The organism is Paenibacillus sp. FW507-14B1B (assembly GCF_058781425.1).
Map to the genome: position 1 here is coordinate 702,268 of NZ_JBYSWS010000002.1, position 15,526 is coordinate 717,793.

The 15,526-nt window shown below is 44.0% G+C and carries 18 protein-coding genes and 1 other RNA gene; 7 read left to right on the top strand and 12 right to left on the bottom strand.

Features of this window, described 5'->3' with window-relative positions; translation table 11 throughout:
* Positions 1–31: 31 nt before the first annotated feature.
* The gene (locus AC3WJJ_RS11545) at positions 32–169 is read left to right on the top strand and encodes a hypothetical protein (RefSeq protein WP_422657645.1); all 138 of its coding nucleotides are present in this window, start codon (positions 32–34) and stop codon (positions 167–169) included.
* Here AC3WJJ_RS11545 and AC3WJJ_RS11550 read toward each other — a convergent pair.
* The 3 genes from AC3WJJ_RS11550 to AC3WJJ_RS11560 all read right to left on the bottom strand — a co-directional run bounded on the left by AC3WJJ_RS11550 (position 166) and on the right by AC3WJJ_RS11560 (position 3,455).
* On the bottom strand, positions 166–1,581 hold the full coding sequence (locus tag AC3WJJ_RS11550; protein ID WP_492540668.1) for a L,D-transpeptidase: 1,416 nt from the start codon (positions 1,579–1,581) through the stop codon (positions 166–168). The two genes, AC3WJJ_RS11545 and AC3WJJ_RS11550, sit on opposite strands and share 4 nt — an antisense overlap.
* A 192-nt stretch (positions 1,582–1,773) precedes the next feature.
* On the bottom strand, positions 1,774–2,010 hold the full coding sequence (locus AC3WJJ_RS11555; RefSeq protein WP_422657647.1) for a ferredoxin: 237 nt from the start codon (positions 2,008–2,010) through the stop codon (positions 1,774–1,776).
* 146 nt (positions 2,011–2,156) lie between these two features.
* Positions 2,157–3,455: a DNA polymerase IV gene (locus tag AC3WJJ_RS11560; protein WP_492542023.1), complete on the bottom strand. Its 1,299-nt coding sequence runs from the start codon at positions 3,453–3,455 to the stop codon at positions 2,157–2,159.
* 186 nt (positions 3,456–3,641) lie between these two features.
* Here AC3WJJ_RS11560 and cimA point away from each other — a divergent pair, with 186 nt between their 5' ends.
* A complete protein-coding gene (cimA, locus tag AC3WJJ_RS11565; protein WP_492540670.1) occupies positions 3,642–5,261 on the top strand; it encodes a citramalate synthase in 1,620 nt (539 codons plus the stop codon).
* 83 nt (positions 5,262–5,344) lie between these two features.
* Here cimA and AC3WJJ_RS11570 read toward each other — a convergent pair whose 3' ends face one another.
* Positions 5,345–5,899 (bottom strand): TlpA disulfide reductase family protein, encoded by a 555-nt coding sequence (locus AC3WJJ_RS11570; RefSeq protein ID WP_492540672.1) that lies wholly within the window; start codon positions 5,897–5,899, stop codon positions 5,345–5,347.
* 112 nt (positions 5,900–6,011) lie between these two features.
* Between AC3WJJ_RS11570 and AC3WJJ_RS11575 the strand changes: the two genes are divergently transcribed.
* Entirely contained in the window at positions 6,012–6,521 is a 510-nt protein-coding gene (locus tag AC3WJJ_RS11575) for a M67 family metallopeptidase (RefSeq protein WP_492540674.1), read from the top strand.
* Here AC3WJJ_RS11575 and AC3WJJ_RS11580 read toward each other — a convergent pair.
* From AC3WJJ_RS11580 to AC3WJJ_RS11590, 3 genes are read right to left on the bottom strand one after another with little or no spacing between them, the layout of a single operon-like run.
* Positions 6,507–7,247 carry an exonuclease domain-containing protein gene (locus AC3WJJ_RS11580; protein WP_492540676.1) on the bottom strand — a complete coding sequence of 247 codons (741 nt, stop codon included), beginning with the start codon at positions 7,245–7,247 and terminating at the stop codon, positions 6,507–6,509. The genes AC3WJJ_RS11575 and AC3WJJ_RS11580 overlap by 15 nt on opposite strands.
* Positions 7,244–8,323, bottom strand: coding sequence for a DUF294 nucleotidyltransferase-like domain-containing protein (locus AC3WJJ_RS11585; protein ID WP_492540678.1), 1,080 nt, complete (start codon positions 8,321–8,323; stop codon positions 7,244–7,246). The genes AC3WJJ_RS11580 and AC3WJJ_RS11585 overlap by 4 nt, the downstream gene beginning before the upstream one ends.
* Positions 8,324–8,359: 36 nt before the next feature.
* Positions 8,360–9,796 carry an ammonium transporter gene (locus tag AC3WJJ_RS11590; protein WP_492540680.1) on the bottom strand — a complete coding sequence of 479 codons (1,437 nt, stop codon included), beginning with the start codon at positions 9,794–9,796 and terminating at the stop codon, positions 8,360–8,362.
* Between the two features lie 282 nt (positions 9,797–10,078).
* On the opposite strand from AC3WJJ_RS11590, the gene AC3WJJ_RS11595 reads away from it, so the two are divergent.
* Positions 10,079–10,507: a MerR family transcriptional regulator gene (locus AC3WJJ_RS11595; RefSeq protein WP_492542024.1), complete on the top strand. Its 429-nt coding sequence runs from the start codon at positions 10,079–10,081 to the stop codon at positions 10,505–10,507.
* 28 nt (positions 10,508–10,535) lie between these two features.
* Positions 10,536–11,210 carry a zinc metallopeptidase gene (locus AC3WJJ_RS11600; protein ID WP_422657655.1) on the top strand — a complete coding sequence of 225 codons (675 nt, stop codon included), beginning with the start codon at positions 10,536–10,538 and terminating at the stop codon, positions 11,208–11,210.
* Between the two features lie 67 nt (positions 11,211–11,277).
* Here AC3WJJ_RS11600 and gltC read toward each other — a convergent pair whose 3' ends face one another.
* Positions 11,278–12,207: a glutamate biosynthesis transcriptional regulator GltC gene (gene gltC, locus AC3WJJ_RS11605; RefSeq protein ID WP_422657656.1), complete on the bottom strand. Its 930-nt coding sequence runs from the start codon at positions 12,205–12,207 to the stop codon at positions 11,278–11,280.
* 76 nt (positions 12,208–12,283) lie between these two features.
* Positions 12,284–12,904 (bottom strand): rhomboid family intramembrane serine protease, encoded by a 621-nt coding sequence (locus AC3WJJ_RS11610; protein ID WP_492540683.1) that lies wholly within the window; start codon positions 12,902–12,904, stop codon positions 12,284–12,286.
* A gap of 122 nt (positions 12,905–13,026) precedes the next feature.
* Between AC3WJJ_RS11610 and tpx the strand changes: the two genes are divergently transcribed.
* On the top strand, positions 13,027–13,545 hold the full coding sequence (gene tpx / locus AC3WJJ_RS11615; protein ID WP_492540685.1) for a thiol peroxidase: 519 nt from the start codon (positions 13,027–13,029) through the stop codon (positions 13,543–13,545).
* Between the two features lie 76 nt (positions 13,546–13,621).
* Here tpx and AC3WJJ_RS11620 read toward each other — a convergent pair whose 3' ends face one another.
* From AC3WJJ_RS11620 to AC3WJJ_RS11630, 3 genes are all read right to left on the bottom strand, one after another.
* A complete protein-coding gene (locus AC3WJJ_RS11620; RefSeq protein WP_422657659.1) occupies positions 13,622–14,014 on the bottom strand; it encodes a DUF1499 domain-containing protein in 393 nt (130 codons plus the stop codon).
* 168 nt (positions 14,015–14,182) lie between these two features.
* Positions 14,183–14,373, bottom strand: a non-coding RNA gene (gene ssrS / locus AC3WJJ_RS11625) — 6S RNA.
* A gap of 35 nt (positions 14,374–14,408) precedes the next feature.
* Positions 14,409–15,209 (bottom strand): YesL family protein, encoded by an 801-nt coding sequence (locus AC3WJJ_RS11630; RefSeq protein ID WP_492540687.1) that lies wholly within the window; start codon positions 15,207–15,209, stop codon positions 14,409–14,411.
* A gap of 179 nt (positions 15,210–15,388) precedes the next feature.
* Between AC3WJJ_RS11630 and AC3WJJ_RS11635 the strand changes: the two genes are divergently transcribed.
* The gene (locus AC3WJJ_RS11635) at positions 15,389–15,493 is read left to right on the top strand and encodes a YjcZ family sporulation protein (RefSeq protein ID WP_422657661.1); all 105 of its coding nucleotides are present in this window, start codon (positions 15,389–15,391) and stop codon (positions 15,491–15,493) included.
* The last annotated feature ends 33 nt before the right edge of the window (positions 15,494–15,526 follow it).

A 15,526-nucleotide genomic window follows, 5' to 3' on the forward strand; every position in this document is an offset into this window, starting at 1 on the left:
AGTACGATAAAACGGGAAGAGGGGAATGGATATGTCAGCTAAGCGTAAACCACCGACACTGCAGCAGAAAAAAGAAGAGGTAAACAAAAAAGCTTTACTGTGGATCGGCGCAGGCATCTCTCTGCTGATCATTCTGATCATCGTTTTGATTATAATATCCCAGCCTTAATCCAGCCAGTGATATACCTTGCGGGGGTTACTCTGTTCAGCGGAATGTTTGAGCGTAAAACGCTCTTTCGGTATGACCAAGCCGTCTGGCAGTACCCCTTCTTCAATCCTCACTTTTGTCCCCATGGGTACGAGATCAAATAACTCTTCAACATCCTTCCTATGCATGCGAATACAGCCCTCCGATTCATTGCCACCTATACTATTTATATCCTGGGTGCCGTGAATTGCATAGTTTGAATCTGATAACTGCATTCCTCTTGAACCATATGTACCCGTAGCAGATCCGTTCGGATTTATAACCTTATCACTAATTCGGAAATCCCCAAGAGGGGTCTTCTCATCACGTCCCAGACCGACTTCATAATTTCGAATCAGTACCGATCCACTGACCACCCCAAGCCTGTGATTCTTGCGGTCAATGATAACCTCCAAAGACTGCTTGAAAAATGCTGTCCCATCCGGCGAAGAACCGTACCCTTCTGGTAAGCGTTGACTCACTTGAGCACTTTCCTGGTCGTGAAGTAAACCTTTTCCATCTGTACCTCTCGCTTCTGCACTAGCGCTGACTAATATGGGGAACAAGCGCTTCATCTCCGGTGATCGACCAGAAATCCAGTTATTGGGAAATGGCTTCGTTAGTTCCTCAAGACTTTCAGGCATTCTACGGTTACGATCATGAAATTGCTGAATCGCCTCAGATAGAACAGCGATCTGAACCTGTCTTTGTGCCCACGTCTTAGCTACAACCTTCAATGCCCCATCATCTAGAGGTTTACAGTCGCACTCTGTGCCGCCTACACCTTTGTATGGTTGAATTCCGATACTCCCTGACTCAGCTCGATGGATTCCATACAAAACTGGCATCTTTTCAGACCATATTTCCCACTGACCCGCCCGCTTCATACCAAGTGCTATTGTCCACTCTGGCAGCTTATCTGGATTGGTAAGCAGTTGTGGCAGCACGCTGGACCACTTCTTATTACGAGTGGCAGCTGCAGTAAATAACGGTCCTTTCCTCTCATTTCCTTCTTCCCTTTGATTGACGCCAGCCCATTCTGTCTCTTTAACCTGATTATATGCAACACGATCTGCAGGGCTCCCCGGGGCATCCACCGAAGGAAGCAGAGCCAAGATCATTATCATAACCGTCAAGAGTGCACGTCTGATTCTTTTGCGCTTCTTATCCTTTTCACTTTCAAGATGAAGGAGTCTTAACTCATAGTTCTTCCATATATCTGACGGGACCTTGCTTAACTCAAAAGCCTCGTACACTTCTTCGGCACGGTTGAAGCAATAATTAGCTTTCCCTTGCTCTCCATTAGCCGCATAATCCTTACCAAGCAAATACCAGGCCATTTTATTATCAGGATGAGTCTCCACATAGCGTTTGAGGTACAGCGAATTGTTCATCAGAACCTCCGTCTGGTGTTGTTTATTCTTATATTTTGTTTATCGGCACAACCTGTACCTTTCTGTATTCCCCCTCATAAATTCACTTACATATGCAATTGTTGATATAAAAAAAACGCCTCTGCCAAAGGCAAAGACGTTTCATTACTTCACTATAATAGAACCTGCGGAAGTCACCGCAGAATATGATGACTATTCGTTAAAAGGCTCATCCGCAACACGAATGGAGTCCGTTGGGCAGCCGTCACATGCATCTTCCATGTCCTCGTACATGTCCTCAGGAATTACCGTAACACCACGGTTATTGTCACCTTCGTAAATCACTTCAGCGATACCTTCGTCGTCATAATCATAAATATCGGGTGCCGTTGCTCCGCAAGCGCCGCAAGCAATGCAGGTATCTTTATCTACCCATGTATACTTCGCCATAGTTTCTCTGCCTCCTGTATATCTAAAACATTCTACAACATCGTCAACGATGCAGCACTTATCGCATTGCACCAACTACATATTAATACAAATTTTTGGGGAACACAAATAAATTTCGCAACAATATTAGACAGTCTAAGCAACAATTATTCCTGTTCCGGTTTTCGTTCCGTATTTCTCACAAAGTCCATCTGCAATGATGTACCCCTGACTTTATGATTTCGAATCAGAGCGGAAGGATCATCCCCAAGCATCCCCGCTGTCAATACGGCACTCTCCCCAAACTTATTACGCAGTTCATCCATCACCTTTGTCAGTGATTCCTTTTTAGGCTGCTTCTCATAATTGAACAGATCCAGTTGAACCACTGATTCTTCACGGGCACTTAACTGCTGCAGTGTAATGCCAAGCAATCGAAGAGGCTTCTCCTGATTCCAATGCTTCTCGTACAATAAACAGGCTTCCCGGTATATATCTTCTGTATTCTCCGTAGGTGTTCCAAGTTGACGAGATCTCGTAATGGTCTTCATATCCGGCGTACGCAGTGTAAGCTGAACACCACACGCCATCAGTTTCTGTTTTCTTAGCCGCCTCGCTACCTGATCACTTAGATTGAGCAGTACACGCTTAGCATCCTCTGTAGAAGTAATATCCGCCGGAAGTGTTGTGGTATGACCGATCGACTTGCTTTGCTCCCGATCTGCATTCACAGGCGCGTAATCCAGACCATTGGCAGCCTGCTTCATCCAATGTCCCATCACACCGAAGGTTGAGGTAAGGAGGGCTTCATCCGCAGCAGCCAGCTCACCTATGTTATTAATGTTAAGTTTTCTAAGCTTCTCCGCTGTCTTGGAACCTATACCAAACAATTCGCCACAAGGACGTCCCCACAGAACTTTCGGCACATCACGGATACGCATGATCGAGATGCCGTTCGGCTTCTTCATATCAGAACCCATCTTCGCGAGCAATTTATTAGGAGCAATTCCAATGGAACAAGGCAATGACAGTTCCTCCCGAATACGGGTCTGAATCTCTTCAGCGATTTGAAGTGGTGTTCCAAACTGTTTCGAACCTGTAATATCTAAATAACATTCATCAATTGAAGTCGCTTCAAGTAACGGTGTATATGCATATGCTATATTCATAAATGCATTGGAGTATTTACGATATAAATGGAAATTGGGCTGAATAAGAATCAAATCCGGATAAATTTTGAGTGCTTGTCGCACATTCATGCCCGTTCTGATCCCCATGCCACGAGCTGTATAGGAACAGGTAACAATAACCCCTTTACGCAGTTCTACACTGCCCGCCACAGCCGTCGCTTGTCCCCGGTAGCGTTCCGGCTCCTCCGCTTCATGAACAGAGCAATAAAATGCGTTCATATCCACATGGAGTATGACCCGGCCGCTCGTCGGGTAGTAATCGTTTATGTTTCCCACGATACATCCCTTCTTCTTATTCATAATTCTGGTCTAATTCAGCATACCGTTCTCTACAACAAAGGGTCAAGATTGGATGCTTGCAGAAAAGTTTCAATTCTTTGTCACTTTGCCGCAAGAAAATGCTATAATGACAACATTATATCACTGCACGGTCCATCCCGGACTCGCAAAAAGGAGGACATCATGTCTAAGTCCATTTCCATCTTTGATACGACTCTTCGCGACGGTACGCAGGGCGAAGGAATCAGCTTGTCGGCGGATGACAAACTCAAAATCGCCAAAAAGCTGGATACTCTTGGTGTCCACTATATTGAAGGCGGCATCCCGGGAAGCAACAGCAAAGACATCGAATTTTTCAAAAGAGTACAGGAACTTGGTCTGACATCAAAAGTAACAGCTTTCGGCAGTACGCGTCGTAAAGGCTCCATTGCTGATAAAGATGCCAACCTCCACCGGATTCTTGAATCCGGCGTTAGAGCCGCTACGCTTGTCGGTAAATCGTGGGACTTCCACGTTCATACCGCCTTGCAGACTACTCTAGAAGAGAATCTTGCGATGATTTTTGACTCCATAGCTTTCCTAAAGCAACAGGGGCTTGAAGTAATCTTCGATGCAGAACATTTCTTCGACGGATTCAAGCACAATCCAGAGTATGCTGTCTCAGTATTGTCTAAAGCCCGAGAAGCTGGCGCAGATTGGCTTGTCATGTGTGATACCAATGGAGGTAGTCTTCCCCATGAGGTACACGATATTGTAACATCACTGAATGGCCTCTTACCTGGGGCTCCGTTAGGCATTCATACGCATAATGATTGCGAGTTAGCTGTTGCGAATACACTTAGCGCTGTACAAGCAGGCGTTGGTCATGTTCAAGGGACCATTAACGGATATGGTGAACGATGCGGCAACGCTAATCTGTGCTCCATCATCCCGAATCTTCAGCTTAAGCTTGGTTATGATTGCATCGGTGACGATAGTATTCGTAACCTTACCAACACCGCTCGGTATGTGAGTGAAATTGCTAACGTGAATATGCCTGTGAATCAACCTTACGTTGGTAACGCTGCATTTGCCCATAAGGGCGGTATCCATGTCTCTGCCATCTTGCGAGACTCCAGAACGTACGAGCATATCGAGCCTGAGAAAGTTGGCAACAAACAACGGATCCTCGTCTCTGAACTTGCAGGCCAGAGCAACATTGTATCCAAGGCACAAGATATGGGGCTGAATTTTGACCCAAGCAGTGACCAGTCCAAACATGTCATCGGTAAGATCAAAGATTTAGAGCATCAAGGATACCAATTCGAAGGCGCGGATGCTTCACTTGAGCTTCTCCTTCGGGAAGCCAATGGCGATCTTCAGGAGCTATTCACCTTCGAATCCTTCAAAATGCTTGTAGAGAAAACGGCAGGACGACCTGTTGTCTCTGAAGCATTTGTAAAGATTAATGTAGCTGGTCAGAGCATCTACACAGCAGGGGAAGGCACAGGTCCAGTCAACGCACTGGATAATGCACTGCGAAAAGCGCTGCTTCAGTATTTCCCTACGTTGAAAGATATGCATCTGTCAGATTATAAGGTTCGTGTATTAGACGATCAGGATACGACAGCTGGTAGAGTTCGCGTTCTAATGGAGTCTAAGAACTACGAGAACTCCTGGAACACGGTCGGTGTGTCAGGTAATGTTATCGAAGCCAGTTGGGAAGCACTTGTCGACAGTATGCGCTATGCACTACTAGGACAGATTTCTCCTTCAGCGGCTGAAGATGAATCCTTACCACGACAAGGCCTTGTTAATCACTAAAGCCTAAGAGCTTTAGGAACAGTAAAGAGAGCACGTCCCCACCTTATTTCAACGGGACGTGCTCTTCTTTGTTTTTATAATTTTCAAGATTTGATTAGCTTCTTTATCTTCTTCTCAAGCTCTTCGGGATCAGGTGCGCCCAGAATAATCTCCGTAATGACACCTCTGCGGTCAATCAAGACGTTCGTCGGAAATACCTTTCCCTTGTAAATCTCCTCAAACACCTTACCTTCAGTATCGAGCATGATGGGATACTTTAGAGCGTACTCCTTAACAAATTCCTTCGCCTTCTTCTCATTATCATATTTTGTTACGTTAATCCCATATACCTCCAGATCGTCGGCATAGGCAGTAACTAATCTCGACAATTCAGGTGCTTCTTGTTTACAAGGATCACACCATGATGCCCAGAAGTTAATAATGAGCGCTTTATCTCTTGTCCCATGACCATAGTACGTCTTTCCATCCAAACCTTGTAAGGAAAATTCTGGAGCGAGCAGACCAGCTTTCGCACCTGTCTCAGTAGGTAAGGGTTCTTCGGCCATAAACACTGACTGTATCTTATCTCCTGCTTGATTATAGATAACCACTGCTGCAGCGAATAGAATTATCGTTAATATGATCAAGTTACGCTTCATGGGTCAATTCCTTTACTGGTAGACTTTTTATAGTCACTATTGTACCCTGAATACCATAACTTTCAAACCAATAGAACCTAACAATCTTTATAATATAGAAGGAGAATGAATCGTGAACATTTATAATCCGGCTGAAGGGTATATTAAAATGACAACAAAGGTTCTAGATTCCATCCGCCAGCATGCTTTTGCTTCTCTACCTGAGGAAGCTTGCGGAGTCCTTCTTGGACAGACTTCTAAGGATAATCAAATTATCGATGAGTTTATCCCCGTCCGAAACACAGCTTCTGATCCAAGTCATCATTTTTCCCTTGATCCCGTAACATGGACCTCTCTTGTATTAAAAGAACCTCGGATTTGCGGTCTGTTTCACAGTCATCCTACAAGCCCTCCTGTCCCTTCATGGGAGGACATTAGTCAGCTACAATACTTTGGAAGCCTTCTTCAGATTTACTTCATCGGCACCCCTAACCTATACGTTCCTGATGAATTCAATCTCGAAGCATACCAGATCATGAAAGAACCCACACTCCATTCTGCATGGAAATCCAATAAAGAAGTCGATGAAACGACGCGCTACATGTTGAGACCACTAGATTACGTCATATCATGCTCCACTTAAGTATACGTATAAGTCGCCTAAGGTCTCAGCATATCCTAGGTTCTGAATCTCTTCTAGATAAACAGCCCATAACCTTGCGGTCATCACAGCGTCACACAGCGCATCATGGCGCCCTTTAACGGGGATGTTCTGTTCTTGAAGCAGATTGTCCAGACTATAGTCTGATCGACCAGGAAATAAACGCTCGGCCAGCATCATCGTATCCAGCAGTCGATGCGTTAATCGAACCTTAGAAGTTTTCCACAACGCTGCATTCAAAAAAGCACGATCATGACCTGCAGCATGGGCAACCAACACTTTCCCTTCGGCAAATGCCATGAAATCATGCAACCCCTCCATCAAGGAGACTGCATTATTAACCATTGCTTGAGAAATACCGGTCAGAGCAGTAATATGCTCTGGAACAGTTACACCGCCATTAACAATGATATGAAAGCATTCTCCCTCAATAACAGTCTTTCCGAGAGTACGTACGGCTCCAATGGACAAGATCTCATCCCCATGCTGATGTGAAAAACCTGTTGTCTCCAGATCAAATACGACAGTCTCCAGTTGGTTCAATGGTGTACCAAGCACCTCTGGTCGCCTCTGCTGCTTCATCTGTGAGCGAATGAAAGCAATCTGCTGTGCAGAAGGGTTCCCCTTCATGGACGTAATCGCCGAATTAATATCCCCCATACGTAGGGAACGCCAAAATCCTGCCCCAGATTCCCTTGGATCTTTCACAAGCCCTTCCGATCTAAGAAGCGAAGTTCTCTTTCAAGAGAGCGGTGTATACGGCGTATAACACCAAGTGAATCTTTAAGCTCGTATTGAACTTTTTTATTCATCAGTTGCTCTTTGGGAATGTAATCACTACTTACAACAAGACCTTCATTTAAGTAGACTGGTGTTTCCATCCTCATCCGAAATGAATACATCAAAGCACGTTGTACATTTTCCAGCAGTAAGCTGCCCCCTTCCAACTGAATAATCCGCTCCATTCGTTTTATCGAAGTCGTCTCTATAATTCCACGCTGTAAAGCCATCGTTCGAATACTGTTCACTAAAGGAATGTACATACCATACTTCACATCAAAATCACCAGCATGCTCACCAAATCGCTCCGTCACGATTCTACCCATGACATTAAGCGTCGCTTTATGGTGGACCGTATTGCGAAGAAGTGCCGCGTTCATAAGTGGCTGCTGCTGAACAGCATTCCGAAGATGAATTTTCCAACTAGATGATAGTTCTGCATTACCGGTTATATGTCTCATATCGGAAGCGATGATGAAGTGCCGGGTAGGCTCCCATCTATGATCAGAACTCCAATCTGTTAATTGTTGCTTCCATCCCGATAAAGTTCGCCTCCACATCGGTTCAGAACACATTACCTTCCCCGTACATTTGGGATATCCAGCAAACTCAAGTATTCCTACCAAGCTGACCCCAAACTTGAGGAAATAGCCCGAATCTTCTTCCTTCATCTCATCACCTATAATGAGCCCATTATCCTGATCACTCCACAGCGTCGCTTCTTGTCTCCCACTGCTACCAAAAGCAACGAAAGCATAACGGGCAGGAGGCTGGCCGAAGCCAGCCTCACTTAATTGCATTTCACATAGTTGAACAGCCCGCTGTGCAATCTCATCATGCATCTGGTTAACCCATGCGATCCACACATCCAATTTCGTATCATTCTTCACTTCAAGAAGTTTATTTTGACAGGAAATTCGTGCATTCCTCAGTTCTTGTTCTTCTCCTGCCTTCTGTATTTCCAAAAACTCCGGGAATGAATGTATCGATCCAAAAGTTTTCATGCTGAGCCCTCCCTACAACGAATGATTCTACTTTCGTTAAATGGCTGAATCGCCCCGAGCGGAAGTTTTAGACATGCCGGGGGATCGAGCGGACTTAGCTTCTGATTCAGTAAGCAGCTTCATTTGCTCAGGGTAGCCATACGTTCCATGTTCACTAATATCAAGCCCCATCAACTCTTCCTCTTCTGTTACCCGAAGTCCTATAGTAATCTTAATCAGGCCAAGAATCAGGAAGGATATCACTAGCACGAATGCAAAAGTTCCAATCAAGCCAAGCAGCTGAACACCAAGCTGTCCAAATCCACCACCATAAAACAATCCTGCGTTCCCTACGCCGGTAATCTCCACGAGCCTAGGAGCAGCGAAGAGTCCTGTCGATACAGCTCCCCACATTCCTGCAACACCGTGCACTGAGAAAGCATATACGGGATCATCTACACCTCTACGCTCAAACCACTGAGCAGTAAAGAAAGTAATACTTCCCGCTACAGCACCAATTACAACAGCTGCCCACGGCTCAACAAAAGCACAAGCTCCGGTAATTGCTACAAAAGCAGCTAGCACACCATTTAACATACTAGGTATATCTGCTTTGCCTAGGACTGCCCACGAAATGAACAATGCAGCTAATGCGCCCGCAGCCGCAGCAATATTGGTGTTCAGCGCTACAAATCCGAAGAAACCATCCGTCAACGCTGAAATTGTACTTCCAGGGTTAAATCCGAACCAGCCAATCCAGATGATTAACACCCCTAATACAGATAACACTTGATTGTGTCCAGGAATACTGTTAGGTTTACCATCTTTACTGTATTTTCCAAGACGAGGCTTCAGCATGATCGTTGCAACCAGAGCCGCTGTAGCACCTGTTAAATGAACAACCGTTGAGCCTGCGAAGTCCTGCATACCTAAACTTCCAAGCCATCCACCACCCCACACCCAATGTGCAACGACTGGATAAATGACGATCGTGAATAATATTCCGAATATAATATAAACGCTTAATTTAGCTCGCTCTGCCATACCACCACAAGCAATTGCAAGCGATACAGCCGCAAAGGATAAGTGAAACAAGAACATGATCGTCGTTGGAACATCATAAATCGCTAATGAGCTAAATGATGCCGCCATGTTATCTCCACTTAGGAAGAAGCCTTCCAATCCGAAAAAGCTATTTCCATTGCCAAAAGCTAAGCCAAATCCCATCGCCCAAAAAGCAACCACACTGATTCCAAATGTCAGGACTGTCTTCCCTGCAACGTGGCCAGCGTTCTTCATTCTTACCGAACCCGCTTCAAGAAGTGCAAAGCCAGCTTGCATAAAGAAGACAAGTAATGCAGCTAGAAAGACAAACACAGAGTTCAAGCCGGCTTGAAGCTGAACATTAGTCGCTCCATCATCAGCAAATGCACTTACCGGAAACGCAAACAGGGTACTGATAGCCATGAACGAACCAATCCATCCTTTTTTCATACTCCCCACTCCTTAAATGTCATATTATCTGACACAAACTAATTTATATGAACATTATAAGCAGGATAATTCAGGGTTAGCAATGGATATATTTCAATTCGACGCTTTTATCCATTCTTTATGTAATATAATATAACATAAAGTGATGTTGAACCTGTAAAACCAAAAAAGTATGACGTTTGACTGTATGGTTCACGATCATGTATCATATTTCTAACAGGAAATAATATTATAAATCATACAGGCCTGCGGGGTGATAATAACGTGAGTATGAGTAAACACATGAATCTTCTTCGCATTGGAGAGCTTGCAAAAGCAGCAGGGATCAGTGAGAGAACCATCGACTACTATACGAAGATTGGTCTGATCTCCCCTGAGAAACGGACACTTAAGAATTACCGTTTATACAGTCATGAAACTTTAAAGACTTTGAAACGTATTAATCATTTAAAACAAGAGAAATATACCCTCGAAGAGATTAAGACTACACTGGAGCGTTGGAGTTCAGTCACTGAAGATGCTGAAGTCACAGATAAATTGACGAAGCTCGAAATTCAAATTCAGCAGTTAGAAAGAGATGTAAAAGAACTCAACCCTATACTGCAAGACTTAAAGCCAAACCAAGCACGTGCAGTATTATCCAATATCCTTCCAAAGGGAGCGGCTTGCATCGAGTCGCTACAAATATTACTCAACCATTTCACAATGTAACACCTACACTAAACTTGGAGGTTATTAAATGGACCCTATGTTTTTCCTAATTATCATTGCATTTATCTTCACGCTTGTTGCTCAGTTCCGGGTAAAAGGCACCTTTAATAAATGGGCTCAAGTGGAGAATACTAGCGGAATGACCGGCTATGATGCAGCACGTCACATGCTTGATGCTAACGGACTTCAAGATGTACCCGTTGAACCTGTACCTGGTACATTGTCTGACCACTACGATCCTATTCACCGTGTTGTTAGATTGTCCGAACCTGTTTATTACGAACGTTCGATCGCAGCTGTCTCTGTTGCTTGTCACGAGGTTGGCCATGCCATCCAGCACAAAGTAAGTTATCCGATGCTTGTTGCACGTCACAAGATGTTCCCAATTGTTAACTTCGCATCCGGAATCGCTCCTTTCTTATTGATCGCAGGATTCCTATTCCAAGCCTTCAACCTGATCGGACTCGGTATTATCTTCTTCTCGGCTGCAGTAGCCTTCCAACTTGTAACACTACCGGTCGAGTTCAATGCTAGTAACCGCGCTCGTGAGATTATGGTTTCTGAAGGTTATATTACGAACGAAGAAGAACGCGGTGTCGCTAAAGTCTTGAACGCCGCAGCATTAACTTATGTAGCAGCAGCTCTCTTGTCCTTGCTTGAATTGCTTCGCTACATTATGATTTTCTTGAATAATCGCGATTAACAACAAAAAGGTTACCACTCTTTATGAGCGGTAACCTTTTTTTGTTGTATGAGGTGACAAAATTAGATTATAAAGTACTCGTATCTTTAGCAGATTTCGTTGATATTGAACCAAGTCCAAAATATTGCAATAAAAATGTTCTAAAAGCTTGAGCAACGGGCGGAAGCTTCTCATCTGCACGATGAATAAGTCCGATCGAGCGCGTTACTTTCGGTTCGGTAATACTAACACGTGCTGGCTGAAGTGGATTGGTCTGAAACAGTGCCATTTCTGGCAGCAGACTCACTCCCATGCCCGCGGCGACTAGACCTCGTATTGTATCTGTCTCTTCACCCTCAAAGGCAATCTTTGGTGTAAATCCAGCCTCCAGGCAAGCATGCCACACAATCGGGCGAAGGGAGTAACCTTTACTAAAGAGTACAAATCGCTCATCTTTAAGCTGCTCCAGCTTAATACTCTTCTCACCTGCTAAAGGGTGGTTAGGAGGCAAGACAGCAAATAACTCTTCGGTCAGTACCACGTCACCCTCTACTTGGTCATGACGTTCCGGAAATGGAGATACAAAGGCAAGATCTACTTCTGCAGAGATAACATCTCGGATAAGCGTTGGAAACATCCCTTGTTTAAAGCGAAATTTCACATTCGGATACTTCTTCCGAAATTCTGCCACAACTGAAGGGATCAGATGAATACCAAGACTGTGCGGGAATCCAATTCGGATTTCTCCCTGCTCGGGATCTAGAAATTCATGTATTTCGGTCACTGCACGATCTAGATCCTTCATAATCCCTTCAACCCGTTTACAAAATAATTGCCCCACAGGCGTCAACTGAAGATTTCGCCCTTTCTGCATAAAGAGATTCACACCAAGCTCTTCCTCCAGCTGATGAATCTGCCGGCTAACAGCCGATTGGGCAACGTGAAGTTCTTCTGCCGCTTGGGTAACGTGTTCTTTCTGCGCAACCTTTACGAAGTATTGCAACTGTCTTAATTCCACGCGATAATCGCTCCATTCTCAATTCCCTTGCTACTTTGAACTTATGAATACATACAGACTGCGAAACCTCACTCAGTTACGATGGACGTCGTTTGAATAGTCTTATAAGCAGGCCGTAAATGAAGAAACCACTGATCATACCGCCGAAGTGAGCCACCCATCCGATACCGGGAGCAAACGAAAACATAATACCCATGATTAGCAATGTGAAGAGCATCTTCCTAGATGCTTCATCCATCATATGACGCTGAAACAAGGCAATGTATAGAAACGCACCATAAACCCCGTAGATGGCACCTGAGGCGCCTACAAGAATAACATTCTTATTCATTACGTTAGTGTAATAGGCGACACTAATCACATTACCTAATATACCACTCATCAGATATAACAGTGCATATCTAAACGTACCCATGATTCGCTCAAGCGGTGGTGTAATAACCAAGATGGCAAAGCTATTAAAGAATAAGTGATCAAACCCGCTATGCAAAAAAACTGCTGCAATATAACGCCATAACTCACTACGAAATGGCTCATCGCTCATAACCGCTCCATACTCAAGCTGTGTAAGATAGTTCGTCGATCCACCGTTAAACGTCATTACGAAGAACATAACGATGTTCGCAATGAGCAGCAGCGATGTGAACGGATAGTATCGCAGATAGCTTTTCCAATTCTCATATCTAATAAATATCATGGCATCCTCCTATCCCTTATGTATACACAAGATATCCTTAGGTGGACATTCCCTTTTTAAAAAGATTATAATGTACCATGAACTTGATCACAAACTTTGATATTCAAGGAGGAGATTTTTTCATGGCTCAAGAACGTACAGGCGTTGCCACTTTTAAAGGTAACCCACTTACTCTTATCGGACCCGAGCTTCAGGTAGGCGATACTGCTCCTGATTTCACGGTCAGCAAAAATCTGCTGGAAGATGCATCCCTTAAGGATTTTGCAGGCAAAATCAAGCTTATCAGTGTTGTCCCTTCACTCGATACTGGCGTTTGTGATGCACAAACACGTCGTTTCAACGAAGCTGCAGCTGGGCTTGGTGAGGATGTTGTCATCCTGACTGTCAGCGCTGACCTTCCATTCGCTCAAGCACGCTGGTGCGGAGCAGCAGGTGTTGACCAAGTCATCACACTGTCTGATTACAAATCTCGTTCCTTTGGGCAAGCTTATGGCGTGCTGATTAAGGAATTCCAACTCGATATGCGTTCCATCTTTGTCGTAGATCAGAACGATAAAATCACTTACGTAGAATATCTCGGTGAAATGACCGAGCATCCAAACTACGAAGCAGCAATTGAGGCCGTTAAATCACTGCAATAGGTAATGCTATATTGCGTGTACATATTTGAGGCCACACTTTTAAAAGCGGGAGAGCAGCTCTCCCGCTTTTTCATGTTTAGCTATCGATTTTGTACTTACTTAATTTTTTGTCCAATACGGAAAATAAATGTAAAATAACACGGTAGTTAGCTCCAAGGTCACCAAAGGAACCTCTTGAAGCCGAATACATATCAACAGCAGACCGTACAGGGTTAATCCCAAGTACTGATACTGTTATATCCAATGTTCGTCCAAATGAGGTCTTCTTCTCAATTGTAATTTCGCCAACAGATGCAACCTCGTGAAGCACTTTGTAACCTGGAATTTTTTTGAGTGTTGAGGATACTTCTTCAAAACATTTCTCTTTCGAGAGATTGTAATAACGCGTCTTCAGCTTGGGGTCTTTAGCACGGTCGCTTGTGCCGTCATAGCTGCGCACGATACCCGTTAGAACTCGTTTTAATGACAAAGACCGTTCCTCCTTTATATATGACCGTTCCCTTTTCACTCTCTAGTTTAACATTGTTTATGCTTTCAGCAAACCTTTATTCTATGTAAATACACGTTCTTTTGTTTTCAAAAAAGCGCCTCTTCACTTCGATGAATCGAAGGAAGAGGCGCTCATTCATAAGCTTGGTAAGAACCCGCCTATGCCGTCCGGTAACATTGTCTTCGAACCTGCGTAAACAGGTGGGTGATCTCAGAATCGTTTATGAATTCCCCTTGTCATATAGACAGGGCATTCCAGCCACGAAACGATGTTGATCTCCCGAGACATCGTCATTGGTTCAAAACAACGGAATACCGAAACGCACATCGCAGGATGTAGTCTTATTATAGGGGTTTTTTTCGAAAAAGTAAACCTATGATTTTCTCGCTCTATCGTCAGATTTTACATGTTCCATGTCTTCTAGCATCGCTTGTTCTGCAGACTCTTCTTCTTCAATCTGTTTCAAGCGTTCTGCCTGTTCTTGCATCTTCAGATATGTCGCATAGAAGTTAAAGAATGCGAACACAGCCATAATGGAGAATAGGAAGAATACGAAGAGCACTGGCATTTTCGTACCAATAAATATTAAGACAGCGCTTCCCGCAAGCGTTGAGAAGACGCGGAAAGGTCGAATCAAAGTCAGTAATATCGCATTTTTAAGCAACTGACGGGTCTTCATTTCATAGTGGACCGCCATGGAGAAGAAGTTAAACATCGACACGAATAGCACAAGCAGCAACACCAGCATCACAATTCCAACAAGTTGCATGCCTTTAATCTGTGTCATGTAAACGGTGTAATCTACGTACATGATAACAAATAATAGGGTGTATACAAAACCACCAATCATCGCTTGTTTGTAATTCTCTTTATAACCTCTGAAAAAAGTCTTGAAAATCGGAATGTCTGGATCGCCCATAACCCATTTTCTCACAACGGTAAACATTGCAGCGGTTGCTGGAAATACTAAGAACGGGGCAAGAATCCCCATCACCCAGTTAGCCAATAACTGCTCATTGTGCGCACCAGGCGTTTGCATCGCCATTAAGACTTTTGTTAGCAGCATAAATAAAAAAGGCGAACAACATAGCACCCACAAAACATTAGTAAAAGCGATGCGGGTTATCCATTCGGTAATTTTATATAAGCCGCCCATGGCTCCTTTCATTTCCAAAACGATTCCTCCTCACTCAGGTCACATGCATGTATATATTAATATACCTTATTTTATACACCTATGACCAGAGCCTAATTTACATATGAATGGACATTCGTCCAAACTGACGGAGTAGCGCCCCCATATGATATGGACGTAGTACATTCCAACCTTATAGAGAAGGAGTTGAATGTTATATGTCTAATTGTGGTGGCGGCGGTTATGGCTACGGTTCTACCGTAGGTATCGTATTGGTTCTCTTTATCCTATTGGTTATCGTTCTTCGTGCATTCTTCATCTAAGTAACTGACTAGTTCACTAGTTCCTATGAATGA

Excerpts from the sequence above, each read along its gene's own strand:
- AC3WJJ_RS11545 (WP_422657645.1), top strand. The coding sequence starts at position 32 with ATGTCAGCTAAGCGTAAACCACCGACACTGCAGCAGAAAAAAGAAGAG.
- AC3WJJ_RS11550 (WP_492540668.1), bottom strand. The coding sequence starts at position 1,581 with ATGAACAATTCGCTGTACCTCAAACGCTATGTGGAGACTCATCCTGAT.
- AC3WJJ_RS11555 (WP_422657647.1), bottom strand. The coding sequence starts at position 2,010 with ATGGCGAAGTATACATGGGTAGATAAAGATACCTGCATTGCTTGCGGC.
- cimA (WP_492540670.1), top strand. The coding sequence starts at position 3,642 with ATGTCTAAGTCCATTTCCATCTTTGATACGACTCTTCGCGACGGTACG.
- AC3WJJ_RS11570 (WP_492540672.1), bottom strand. The coding sequence starts at position 5,899 with ATGAAGCGTAACTTGATCATATTAACGATAATTCTATTCGCTGCAGCA.
- AC3WJJ_RS11585 (WP_492540678.1), bottom strand. The coding sequence starts at position 8,323 with ATGAAAACTTTTGGATCGATACATTCATTCCCGGAGTTTTTGGAAATA.
- AC3WJJ_RS11590 (WP_492540680.1), bottom strand. The coding sequence starts at position 9,796 with ATGAAAAAAGGATGGATTGGTTCGTTCATGGCTATCAGTACCCTGTTT.
- AC3WJJ_RS11595 (WP_492542024.1), top strand. The coding sequence starts at position 10,079 with ATGAATCTTCTTCGCATTGGAGAGCTTGCAAAAGCAGCAGGGATCAGT.
- AC3WJJ_RS11600 (WP_422657655.1), top strand. The coding sequence starts at position 10,536 with ATGGACCCTATGTTTTTCCTAATTATCATTGCATTTATCTTCACGCTT.
- AC3WJJ_RS11610 (WP_492540683.1), bottom strand. The coding sequence starts at position 12,904 with ATGATATTTATTAGATATGAGAATTGGAAAAGCTATCTGCGATACTAT.
- tpx (WP_492540685.1), top strand. The coding sequence starts at position 13,027 with ATGGCTCAAGAACGTACAGGCGTTGCCACTTTTAAAGGTAACCCACTT.
- AC3WJJ_RS11635 (WP_422657661.1), top strand. The coding sequence starts at position 15,389 with ATGTCTAATTGTGGTGGCGGCGGTTATGGCTACGGTTCTACCGTAGGT.